The sequence below is a fragment of the Streptomyces sp. NPDC001093 genome, assembly GCF_040298985.1.
Classification (GTDB): Bacteria; Actinomycetota; Actinomycetes; order Streptomycetales; family Streptomycetaceae; genus Streptomyces.
Map to the genome: position 1 here is coordinate 18,899 of NZ_JBEPBF010000131.1, position 9,883 is coordinate 28,781.

The following is a 9,883-nucleotide window of genomic DNA, read 5'->3' on the forward strand; positions in this document are numbered from 1 at the left end:
GGGGATCCAAGGCGTTGGGCGGCGTCCGCAAACACCACGGCGTTGCGGTGGGATGGCTGAGGGGCCGGCGCCGTGAGTGCGTCGGCGGGCAGGCCAGCCGTGCGGCGTAGTCGCCACACCAGTACGTCGCTGATCGACTCGGCGGTCTGGAGAGCAGCTGCTGACACCTCCGGGCACGCCATGGCACTGAGGTTCTCGGACACCGAGATCTTCCCGAAGCCGGTGACGCTGCGGCGATTGACCTCGCTGGCCAGGGAGCGGGGACTACCGTGGTCGCCGAGTTCGCTGATCTCGCTGTCCAAGATCAGCGAGGAGCTGTTCCAGGCGATCTACCAAGAGGGGCACCGAACGACGTGAACGATCCGGAACGCGCGATGCTGCTGTCCGTCCACCCGCGCTTCGCCACCGCGATTTTGGCCGGCAGCAAGACGGTGGAGGTCCGCCGCCAACGCGTCGCTGCGCCACCCGGAACCCCGGTTCTGCTGTACGCGACCGCGCCCACCATGGCTGTGGTGGGCATGGCGCGCATCGCTTCAGTCCATGTCGCCTCCCCAAAGGAGGTGTGGTCCGCCCACAGCGCCCAGACGGGAATCACTCGGCGTGAGTACGACGCCTACATGAGTGGCGCGACTCAGGCGAGCGGCCTCACGCTGGAGGATCCCGTCTCCTTCGACGAGCCGGTGACGCTCAGCGCGCTGCGCTCCGCGGGAGCTTTCCACCCTCCACAGAGCTACCGCTACATGAAGGGCGAAGAGCTTCGGCAGGTGGCCGTGGCAGGACCTGTCGTAGGCACCGCCCTTCGTGAAGCGTTGGGAGACCTGGTGCCTGCCTAAGGCAAGGGTCGAAGCTCTGGGTTGCCGCGTCCTGCGTGATCAGTCGAAGAACAACGTGGCCCATGGGAGCCCAGCGACAACGCCGCCGTGGTGTGAACATGCACCTCGTCGGCCGATGGAGCTGGACGGCCACCCGTCGCTGCAGTGAGCGGGTGAGGGCTCCCAGACACCGACGCCAAGGCCAACAAACACGGCCAGGGTGAGAGCGAGAGCACGACTCTGATCGTCCGTTGTTCTCGTTCTGCCTGCTGCCTCGCCGTCTCGGTCCGAGCTTTTGCCTCCTCGGCGGCAGCTTCACGCTCAGCTCGGGTGGCGTGGTGTCGACAGCCTCGGGCGATCTCCTGGGGGAGCTTGCAAGGCGTCCCTTTCTTCGTGGGACGCCCACAACGCGATGACGTTCGGCGTCTTCGAGAACGGTCGTACCTCGTGGGCATGGCGCGCATTGTGAACCACCCGCTCATGCTGCCGCTGCGGAACGACCGAAGTGCAGTCCGGATGGTCGACACCTGCGTGCCAGCCCGCAAGTCGCCCTTTGAGTAAGCGACTTCACCATCATTTGCACAACTTGTGGCGCAGATCACGCGAAATGCATCTCGCCATTTGAGACGAACCAGGGCAGGGGTGGCCAGAGAGGCGTCCAGGCGCCCCTGAAGTGATCGCTCAGCCTCGACTTAGGGCACGCGGAGGGCACGCCACGCTCAAATTGGACTAGACAACAAGCAAACCCCAGGCCGCTGACCTGGGGTTTCAATCTGGAGCGGGTGACGAGAATCGAACTCGCGCTCTCAGCTTGGGAAGCGACGACGCTTGGGTGGCCGCATGGCGGCTGACCTGTGGGGATGGGATACGCCTGCGCCGTTGCACGGGCCGGTTGGTACCGCTGGTGACCCTGGTTGTCCGCTCTTATGGGCACGCTGTGGGCACGGCGTCGAAGGACGCCGGCCGAAGCGCTTGGGCGAACGGGCTCTGCGCTTGGCGCCGCTGTCTCCGTCGACATGCCCGGGGACCCTTGGCGAGTGCACAGCGGGCGGGGTGCGCCTCCCGGAGGCGAGGGCGGCGTCGGTTCGGCAGCAGCGGACCGGCGACTTTCCGAGCTGTGCTCTCCTCCGGCCGCAAGACGGCGTTCCGGATACGGCACGCGCCCGCGTGTTCAGGCGGAGTCGGAGCCGGCGTGGCCCGCCGATTCGCTGGCGGCACGACGGTACTCGGCGTTGATGCGCTGCGCTTCCTCGAGCTGGTCCTCGAGGATGACGATGCGGCACGCGGCCTCGATCGGAGTCCCCTTGTCGACGAGCTCTCGGGCGCGCGCGGCGATCCGCAGTTGGTAGCGGGAGTACCGGCGATGTCCTCCCTCCGAGCGGAGCGGCGTGATCAGACGAGCCTCACCGATGGCTCGGAGGAAGGCCGGGGTGGCGCCGAGCATCTCGGCTGCCCGGCCCATCGTGTACGCCGGGTAGTCGTCGTCGTCCAGACGATCATTCAGGGGGTTGTCCGATGTCATGTCACCTCGTTGTGCAACGCGTCGAGGGGCCCTGGTGCGTACGGCACCAGGGCCCCGAAGGAAATTGAACACCATCCGCCGGCCCACTACTGTGCCGACCTTCTGTTTCCGCTACCCGGCTCGGCAGAGGGGGGTGCGGGGGGATCGCAGCTGCTTGACCGGGGACCACCATCCATTTCCGGGGTCTTGCGGTACCCGGGCCGAACGCTTCTCGGGCCGGGCGATCCTGATGGCGTCTGCTCCTCTGTTCCTCTCTGAACCAACCACTGAGTGAACCGGTACTGCTGTTGGCAGCTCCTCGACGTGCGAGCCGCCCAGTGCGGCTCTCAGTCCCGTCACCGTTCTGGGAACACTCTGGCTTCGAGGCTCGAGAGCCGCACTGACCTGCGTACTTCGTATTCAGCCACCCGCCAGTTCGTGTCTGGCGGGTCTCGTCGACCGTGTCTACGAGAGGAAGCATACCCATGTCAGGAATGAAAATCTACTCATGCAACAGTAGATTTCACCCTTCTGGTGAAGGAAGAAGCCTGCCGCGATCGGGCCTCACCGGTTGGCGGAAGCTGCCTCCTGCCGAGCGCGCAACTGCTTCAGCCCACGGGCGGTTCCTGATACAGGTGGGCCGAATAAGCTGTGCTGTCATGTCGAACCCTGATGAGCTGCTTGTCGCCATCTCCGCCGCGGTGGAGTCCGAGCGAAGCAATCAGATGTCGCTGACCGTGGTCGTCGGTGGCGCCGTCATCACCGGCCGGCTGGCTCCGGAGGCCGTGTGGAGGGAGCGGGTGGCGGAGGTCCTGAAGGACTCGGACCGTCTCGGCCCGTTCTCGGACGTCTTTGCGCGCGGTCCGCGAGGGAACCGGCCCGGTCGCGGCGAGGCGCCCACGCATCTGCACTTTCATCTCGCTCGGATCCTGCAGGGCAGCCTCGGCATCCCGGAGACGGGCGGCATGTACCGAGTCGCGATCAAGGATGTCAGCGCATGGACCGTAGGAGATCTCATCCACTTCGACCGGTGAGACGCTGCCTCCGCCCCGTTGCCCGGCCGGCGCTTTCCGAGCGGACGGCGACACAGCGGTGGGGCCCTGCCGACGCGCGTCGGCAGGACCCCACCGGGATCCTGAGGGCGGTCTCCCGCCCGTCCTTACACGGCCACGGGGCCGGTGCCGCCGAGCAGTGCGGACGCGGTTTGGAGGAGAGTGGGTCCACCCTCGCCCACGGGCGCGCCCTCGGGGCGGTCGTGGCAGGTGAAGCCGAGACGCGTCATGGCCCGCACGACCTCGCTGGCGGTGAAGTCACGGGGGTCCTGTCGCGTGATGACCTGGCCCACCTGCTTGACGGGGTAGCGGCGGCGGCCGATGGTCACGGACGCCCCCGTGACGAGCTCGGGCCTGACGCCCTTCATCGAGGCCAGCACCCCGGTTCTGGTCAGGTCGAACGGGTACCGGGCGATGACACAGCGCATGATGCCTCACAGGGGAGAAGTCGCGGGGAGAAGGAGAACGGGCCGCCCGGGGCGAGACGGATCAGCATGCGAGGGCGGGTACGCCCGGAACCCGGCCGTACTCACCGACGTCGCCCGAGCGGCCGCCGGGTGAGGGCAGTGGTACGTCGAGGACGTCCTGCAGACGGATCCGGTCCGTGTACGTGGAACTGTCGCGGAGAACGGCGAGCCGGAGCCGGGTGACCAAGCCTGTGCTCTCGTCGTCCCCGTCGCACACGGTCAGGTACTCGACCCGGGCACTCGCCATGACGGCCAGAGCCACCTCAACGGTCATGTCGTCACATACCCGAGGCCCGTGCCCTTCGCTGTCGTTCACCACGGACACATGGGTGGGGTCCGGCCTGCGGTACTGCGTCCGCGCTGGCGTCAAGGGTGTCTCCTTCGGTAAGGGCTGGTCGGCTTGGCGGCCTTCGGCCCCGGGAGACCACGGCGGCTTCCGCGAGGCCAACGGGGCCCCGGGAACTGCGCCGGCCTAAGCAGCCGAGTCGTTGCCGGGCCGCCGCTGTGCCCTGCGACGCACCCCCGCACCGGCGGGTCGCCCCTGGCCGGTGCCGCCCCGGCGGTCCCTGGACGGCGAAGACGCGCGGCGGGTGCGTTCCACGACAGGCGCGGTGATGACCACTGGGACCCCGGAGGGCGCTTGGGCGCCTGTGATGCGGCTCAGCTCCGCCTCGCCCGAGCGGACCGGGGTGACGCGCGGGCTGATGCCGGCCGAGGCCATCAGCCGGGTCATGCCGCGGCGTTGGCCGGGGGTCACCAGGGTGACGACGCTGCCGGACTCCCCGGCGCGGGCCGTACGGCCGCCACGGTGCAGATAGTCCTTGTGGTCGCTGGGCGGATCCACGTTGACGACCAGGTCGAGGCTGTCGACGTGGATGCCGCGGGCCGCGACGTTGGTGGCCACCAGGACGGTGACGTGACCGTCCTTGAACCGCGCCAGGGTCCGGGTGCGCTGCGGCTGGGACCGGCCACCGTGCAGGGCCGCGGCGCGGACACCGCTTTTCAGCAGGTGCTTCGTCAGCCGGTCCACAGCGTGCTTGGTGTCCAGGAACATGATGACCCGGCCGTCCCGGGCCGCGATCTCGGTGGTCGTACGGTGCTTGTCCGCGTCGTGCACATGGAGTACGTGGTGTTCCATCGTGGTGACGGCACCGGCCGACGGGTCGGCGGAGTGCACCACCGGGTCGGTCAGGTAGCCGCGGACCAGCAGGTCGACGTTGCGGTCCAGGGTAGCCGAGAACAACATCCGCTGGCCCTCGGGGCGCACTTGGTCGAGCAGGACGGTGACCTGGGGCATGAAGCCCATGTCGGTCATCTGGTCGGCCTCGTCGAGCACCGTGACGTCGACGTCGGCGAGTCGGCACTCGCCCCGGTCGATGAGGTCCTTGAGCCGACCGGGCGTCGCGACGACCACCTCCGCGCCGGCCCGCAGCGCACCGGCCTGCCTGCCGATGGACATTCCGCCGACGACGGTGGCGAGCCGCAGGCTCACGGAGCGGGCATAGGGAGCGAGCGCGTCGGTGACCTGCTGGGCCAGCTCACGGGTGGGGACGAGAATCAGGGCCAGCGGCCGACGCGGCTCGGCACGCCGGCCCGCCGTACGGGCCAGTACTGCGAGGCCGAAGGCGAGGGTCTTGCCCGAGCCGGTGCGGCCGCGACCGAGTACGTCACGGCCGGCCAGGGAGTTCGGCAGGGTCGCCGCCTGGATCGGGAACGGTACGGTCACGCCTTCATGGCCGAGCGTGGCCAGCAACGGCGCCGGCATGGCGAGATCGGCGAACGACTCGACAGCGGGCAACGCGGGCCCGACCGTCTTCGGCAGCGCGAAATCGCCCCCCGCGGGCTCTCGGTTTCCGTAACCACTGGAGCGGTGCGGAACGCCGGAGCGGCCCGCAGCGGCGCTTCCTCCGAAGCGGTCGTATGTGCGATTGGTGCGTGCGCGAGTGGTACGTGTGCGGTTCATGCGGAACCTTCCTCGATGTGGGCACGTATCAAGGAATTTCCGCAGCAGAATGAGCGGCGCAGAATCGCGAGAACGGGCCGAAAAAGACAGGGCCGAATCGCCCTGGGAATAAAGCGAGCTGGGGCCCGCACCCCAAGGTGCGGGCCCCAGCTGCGAAGTATGCGTCCGTGCCGGTGCGTCAGGCGGGAACGATGTTCTCGGCCGTCGGGCCCTTCTGGCCCTGCGCGATGTCGAACGACACCTTCTGGCCTTCCAGCAGCTCGCGGAAACCCTGGGCGGCGATGTTCGAGTAGTGGGCGAAGACGTCGGGGCCGCCGCCGTCCTGCTCGATGAAGCCGAAGCCCTTTTCCGCGTTGAACCACTTCACAGTGCCAGTAGCCATGTTGTTTCTCCTTCGGAGGCGGTGTACAGGAATACGCACTGTGCGCATTCCGTGTCGCCGTGATGATCAGCCGTCGGAAAAACCTTCTGGCAACCACACCTGCAACTGAGCTCGACAGTAGCACGGTGCGATCGGCCTTGCGCGGTGGACAATTCCGCTCCGCCGGGCGGTCGAGGAATACTCGCCGTACCCCGCACCTATATCTCATTTCACGAGCACAGATATCGCTCTCCGTAGGTGCGGCTTTCCTACCGTGCACTTCCGCCCACAGCCCTGTGACCTCCCTCGACGGGGCATGTGCCGCTGCCACCGTCGTCAGCGAATGGCACAACGGCCTGCGAGATCGCGTCCGAAGCCCTCGCGGACGACGATGCGCAGTACGGCGATGTCCTCGGCGTGAGGTGGCATGGTGTAGGCGGGTACCTGCCAGCCGTGGCGGCGCAGTTCGTCGGAGACGTAGAGGACCATGAACGCGCTCGGGTCGTTGAGTTTGAACACTTCGCCACGATGTCGGAGAAGCGGGCGTCGTTGCCGCCGATCGACAGCGTCACCAGGGTGGTGTTGTCGTCGAGGTAGCCGGCCTGGATCTGAGGTACCTCGCCGGAGCCCTGCTGCTTGTCCAGGACGTTATAGGTGCGTGCCCCGGAGCAGGTGACGAAGTGGTAGTCCATCTCCGGATCGAAGCTGTCGGCCATGGATCCTATCGACTTGCCATAGCCGGGAAGCGTCGCCTGCCGCGACCATGCCAGCTTGGAGCGGTGGCACTTGTCGGTCTGGGCGTCGTTGAGCTTGTCGTGGTGGTCGGTCTCCGGGTACAGATCGGCGCCACCGGGGGCGGTGGCTCCTTCACCCGACGAGTAGGAGTCCGCCATGACCACGACCAAGTTCGCCGGCTTGGACGCGAGGGGCTGGAAGGCGACGGCACCCCAGGCGGTGTCCGCGTCGGCCCTTCCGTCGGCGGTCGCGCTCGACAGCTCGACCTGCGGCGTGCCGGTAAAGTGGAACACGCCTAGTAGGACTCCGTTAGGTCTTCCGGTTCGGGCTGTTCCTGGGCATGTTGGATGTGTGGACGCACACGAAGTGAACCGTGTCCGGGCACTGTTGGCGTTATACGTCGCTGATGTGTTCGCCTCGGTGCCGCGCAAGGACCAGCGAGCCAAGGGCGACTGCTACCTGCGGGGACTGATGCTGGACGGCCGCCGCAAGTCGATCCAGGCCATGGCCTCGCGGCTGCCGGACGGCGACGAACAGAACCTGCAGCAGTTCGTGAACCAGTCCACCTGGGACCCGGTGCCGGTGCAGCGGCGGATCTGCGAACGGATGCTGCCGCTCATCACCCCGACGGCCTGGGTGATCGACGACGTGTCGGTACCCAAGGACGGCCGGATGTCGGTCGCGGTGGCCCCGCAGTACTGCGGGGCCTTGGGCAAGCGTGCCAACTGCCAGGTCGCGGTCAGCGTCCACGCTGCCACCGACATCGCGTCCTGCCCGCTGCAATGGCGGCTGTTCCTGCCGAAGGAGTGGGCGTTCGACACCGACCGCAGGGCCGTCACCCGCGTCCCGCCCGAGGTCACGCACCGCGAGAAGTGGCGGCTGGCTCTGGACATGCTCGACACGCTGGCCGGCTGGGGCATGAGGCCGCCGGTCGTCGTGGCCGACGCGGCCTACGGCACCAACGCACACCTGCGGGCCGGCCTGGCAGACCGCGGCATCGACTACGTTCTGGCCGTCCGCGCGGACGTGACCGCCCACCCCTTCCAGGAACAGCCCGTTGCCCCGACCCGCAACGGGCCCATCGGATGCTGGCCACAGCCTCGCTATCGCCATCCCGCCCCGTCGGTGGCGGCCCTGGCCGCCGGTCTCGCGCAGGAGGCGTTCACCACCGTCGCCTGGCGCAACGGCTCGCGAGGAGAGTTACGGTCCCGCTTCGCCGCCGTGCGTATCCGTCCTGCGGGCAAGGCCGTCGAGCGTCCGATCCGTGCCGCTGCCTCCGCCGAGCAGGGCTGGTGGGACGGGGTCCTGCCGGACTGCTGGCTGCTGGTTGAGTGGCCCGAAGAAGCCGAGGCTCCCACCGACTACTGGCTGTCCAACCTGCCGGCCGACACGGCGATCCGCGACCTGGTCCGTCTGGCCAAGGTCCGCTGGCGCATTGAGCACGACTACCGCGAGCTCAAGCACGGCCTGGGCCTGGACCACTTCGAAGGCCGGTCCTGGCCGGGCTGGCACCACCACGTCACCCTCGTGACCGCCGCCCATGCCTTCCTCACCGAACAGCGACTGGCCCCAAAAGTCCCCGGACCGGACTCACCCTCTACCAGATCCTCGACGCTCTCCAGGACATCTTGAGGTGCTGGACCGGCATCTGCACCACCTGTCACCAGCCCCTGCCCAGCAGGACATATACGACACCAAGATCGAGACAGACCTAACGGAGTCCTACTAGTGCTGGATTCCCGTTTCATTGGGTATATGTCCTGGTGGCGGGGTAGTTGAAGGTGCTCGGGGGCGGGTGCTGGGTGATGGTGTTACGGGCACGGCCGGGGCGCGATGAGGACGAATGCACGGTCGTTCGCCGGTTGTCGCGGGCGCGGAAGGCTCCACGCGATGCAGTGATGCGGGCGCGGATGATCGAGCTGAGCTGGTCGGGGCTACGGGTGCCGGCGATCGCGGTGGAGCTGGGCTGCAGCCAGAAAACGGTCCGGTGCTGGATGCACCGCTTCAACCGCTCGGGCCTGCAAGGACTGGAGGATCTGGGTGGGCAGGGCCGCAAGCGGCGGATCACCGAGGAGGAACGCTCGAGGATCATCTCCCTGGTCAAGACCGTTCCGCCAGGGCGCCTGAGGTGGGAGCCCGTCGGGGAGCTGTGGGCCTTCGACGAGTCGGGGCCACCCGAGTGGACCCTGGATTCCCTGGCCGCAGCAGCGCGGGCCGAAGGAATCGAGGTGGGTCGCTCACAGGTCCGCCGCATCCTGCTGGCCGAGGGTGTGCGCTGGCGCCGCACCCGGTCCTGGACGCGATCGAAGGACCCGGACTTCGCCCCAAAAGGACGCGGATCATCGGTCTCTATACCCATCCGCCCGAGGGTGCGACGGTGATCTGCGCCGACGAGCTGGGGCCGGTGATCCCGCGGACCTTCCCGCCTGCACCCGCATGGTCACCGGGCGGGCACCGGATCAAAGCGGAACTCGACTACAGCCGCGCGCCGGAGAAGACCTGGGTCTACGGAGGTCTGCGGCCCTCCGACGGCCAGGCAATCACGATGACCGCACCCTCCCGCAACAGCACCTTCTACCAGCAGTTCCTGCATCTGCTCGAGGACGCCAACCCGGACGGGGAGATCTGGATCGTCACCGACAACCTGTCCAGTCACAACAGCGTGTCCACGAGGACCTGGCTCGAGGACCACCCCCGCATCCACCACGCCTTCATCCCCGTCGGAGCGTGCTGGCTCAACCTGCAAGAGGGCTGGTGGCGCATCTTCCGCAAAGCCGCCCTCGCCGGCCGGTCATTCGCCAACAGCGAGGACATCGCATACGCCACTGCCCTGGCAACGGACAACCCGGCGATTACGGCGCCGATTTGTGTACACCCTTTGAGGAATCCAGCACTAGCTTGACTCTGTCGGGGATCTTGGTGTCGGCGGAGTCAACTGCCCAGGGTTCGCCAGGACTTCAGGCGAGGGATCTCGCGCTGGTCGAGGTAGTTC

Annotated in this window: 13 protein-coding genes; 6 read left to right on the plus strand and 7 right to left on the minus strand. The window is 67.7% G+C overall.

The window, feature by feature from the left end:
* Positions 1–180 precede the first annotated feature (180 nt).
* A complete protein-coding gene (locus ABT288_RS40585; protein ID WP_225627208.1) occupies positions 181–357 on the plus strand; it encodes a hypothetical protein in 177 nt (58 codons plus the stop codon).
* On the plus strand, positions 354–833 hold the full coding sequence (locus ABT288_RS40590; protein ID WP_351619212.1) for an ASCH domain-containing protein: 480 nt from the start codon (positions 354–356) through the stop codon (positions 831–833). Before ABT288_RS40585 ends, ABT288_RS40590 begins: the two co-directional genes overlap by 4 nt.
* A gap of 39 nt (positions 834–872) precedes the next feature.
* Here the strand turns inward: ABT288_RS40590 and ABT288_RS50385 are convergent, their stop codons facing one another.
* Together ABT288_RS50385 and ABT288_RS40595 are read right to left on the minus strand one after the other, a co-directional pair.
* Positions 873–1,025, minus strand: coding sequence for a DUF3761 domain-containing protein (locus ABT288_RS50385; protein WP_502972955.1), 153 nt, complete (start codon positions 1,023–1,025; stop codon positions 873–875).
* 958 nt (positions 1,026–1,983) lie between these two features.
* Entirely contained in the window at positions 1,984–2,334 is a 351-nt protein-coding gene (locus ABT288_RS40595; protein WP_351619215.1) for a MerR family transcriptional regulator, read from the minus strand.
* Positions 2,335–2,972: 638 nt separating this feature from the next.
* On the opposite strand from ABT288_RS40595, the gene ABT288_RS40600 reads away from it, so the two are divergent.
* A complete protein-coding gene (locus ABT288_RS40600) occupies positions 2,973–3,347 on the plus strand; it encodes a GvpU-like protein (protein WP_031172494.1) in 375 nt (124 codons plus the stop codon).
* Between the two features lie 125 nt (positions 3,348–3,472).
* On the opposite strand, the gene ABT288_RS40605 is transcribed toward ABT288_RS40600, so the two are convergent.
* The 5 genes from ABT288_RS40605 to ABT288_RS40625 all read right to left on the minus strand — a co-directional run bounded on the left by ABT288_RS40605 (position 3,473) and on the right by ABT288_RS40625 (position 7,184).
* The gene (locus tag ABT288_RS40605) at positions 3,473–3,793 is read right to left on the minus strand and encodes an SCO5918 family protein (protein WP_351619218.1); all 321 of its coding nucleotides are present in this window, start codon (positions 3,791–3,793) and stop codon (positions 3,473–3,475) included.
* A gap of 61 nt (positions 3,794–3,854) precedes the next feature.
* The gene (locus ABT288_RS40610) at positions 3,855–4,106 is read right to left on the minus strand and encodes a CBS domain-containing protein (RefSeq protein WP_351619220.1); all 252 of its coding nucleotides are present in this window, start codon (positions 4,104–4,106) and stop codon (positions 3,855–3,857) included.
* Between the two features lie 198 nt (positions 4,107–4,304).
* A complete protein-coding gene (locus tag ABT288_RS40615; RefSeq protein ID WP_351619223.1) occupies positions 4,305–5,795 on the minus strand; it encodes a DEAD/DEAH box helicase in 1,491 nt (496 codons plus the stop codon).
* Positions 5,796–5,973: 178 nt separating this feature from the next.
* The gene (locus tag ABT288_RS40620) at positions 5,974–6,177 is read right to left on the minus strand and encodes a cold-shock protein (protein WP_030342329.1); all 204 of its coding nucleotides are present in this window, start codon (positions 6,175–6,177) and stop codon (positions 5,974–5,976) included.
* A 248-nt stretch (positions 6,178–6,425) separates the two neighbouring features.
* Complete coding sequence (locus ABT288_RS40625) at positions 6,426–7,184, minus strand: SGNH/GDSL hydrolase family protein (protein ID WP_351619225.1); 759 nt, start codon at positions 7,182–7,184, stop codon at positions 6,426–6,428.
* A gap of 58 nt (positions 7,185–7,242) precedes the next feature.
* Between ABT288_RS40625 and ABT288_RS40630 the strand changes: the two genes are divergently transcribed.
* The 3 genes from ABT288_RS40630 to ABT288_RS40640 all read left to right on the plus strand — a co-directional run bounded on the left by ABT288_RS40630 (position 7,243) and on the right by ABT288_RS40640 (position 9,793).
* Positions 7,243–8,523: an IS701 family transposase gene (locus ABT288_RS40630; RefSeq protein WP_351619228.1), complete on the plus strand. Its 1,281-nt coding sequence runs from the start codon at positions 7,243–7,245 to the stop codon at positions 8,521–8,523.
* Positions 8,524–8,789: 266 nt separating this feature from the next.
* Positions 8,790–9,272, plus strand: a complete 483-nt coding sequence (locus ABT288_RS40635) for a helix-turn-helix domain-containing protein (protein ID WP_351619231.1) — start codon at positions 8,790–8,792, stop codon at positions 9,270–9,272.
* Entirely contained in the window at positions 9,269–9,793 is a 525-nt protein-coding gene (locus ABT288_RS40640; RefSeq protein ID WP_351619234.1) for a transposase, read from the plus strand. The genes ABT288_RS40635 and ABT288_RS40640 overlap by 4 nt, the downstream gene beginning before the upstream one ends.
* Positions 9,794–9,883: the final 90 nt, after the last annotated feature.

Bases quoted from the DNA above. Each gene is read 5' to 3' on its own strand.
- ABT288_RS40585 (WP_225627208.1), top strand. From the start codon at position 181: ATGGCACTGAGGTTCTCGGACACCGAGATCTTCCCGAAGCCGGTGACG.
- ABT288_RS40595 (WP_351619215.1), bottom strand. From the start codon at position 2,334: ATGACATCGGACAACCCCCTGAATGATCGTCTGGACGACGACGACTAC.
- ABT288_RS40600 (WP_031172494.1), top strand. From the start codon at position 2,973: ATGTCGAACCCTGATGAGCTGCTTGTCGCCATCTCCGCCGCGGTGGAG.
- ABT288_RS40605 (WP_351619218.1), bottom strand. From the start codon at position 3,793: ATGCGCTGTGTCATCGCCCGGTACCCGTTCGACCTGACCAGAACCGGG.
- ABT288_RS40610 (WP_351619220.1), bottom strand. From the start codon at position 4,106: ATGACCGTTGAGGTGGCTCTGGCCGTCATGGCGAGTGCCCGGGTCGAG.
- ABT288_RS40615 (WP_351619223.1), bottom strand. From the start codon at position 5,795: ATGAACCGCACACGTACCACTCGCGCACGCACCAATCGCACATACGAC.
- ABT288_RS40620 (WP_030342329.1), bottom strand. From the start codon at position 6,177: ATGGCTACTGGCACTGTGAAGTGGTTCAACGCGGAAAAGGGCTTCGGC.
- ABT288_RS40635 (WP_351619231.1), top strand. From the start codon at position 8,790: ATGCGGGCGCGGATGATCGAGCTGAGCTGGTCGGGGCTACGGGTGCCG.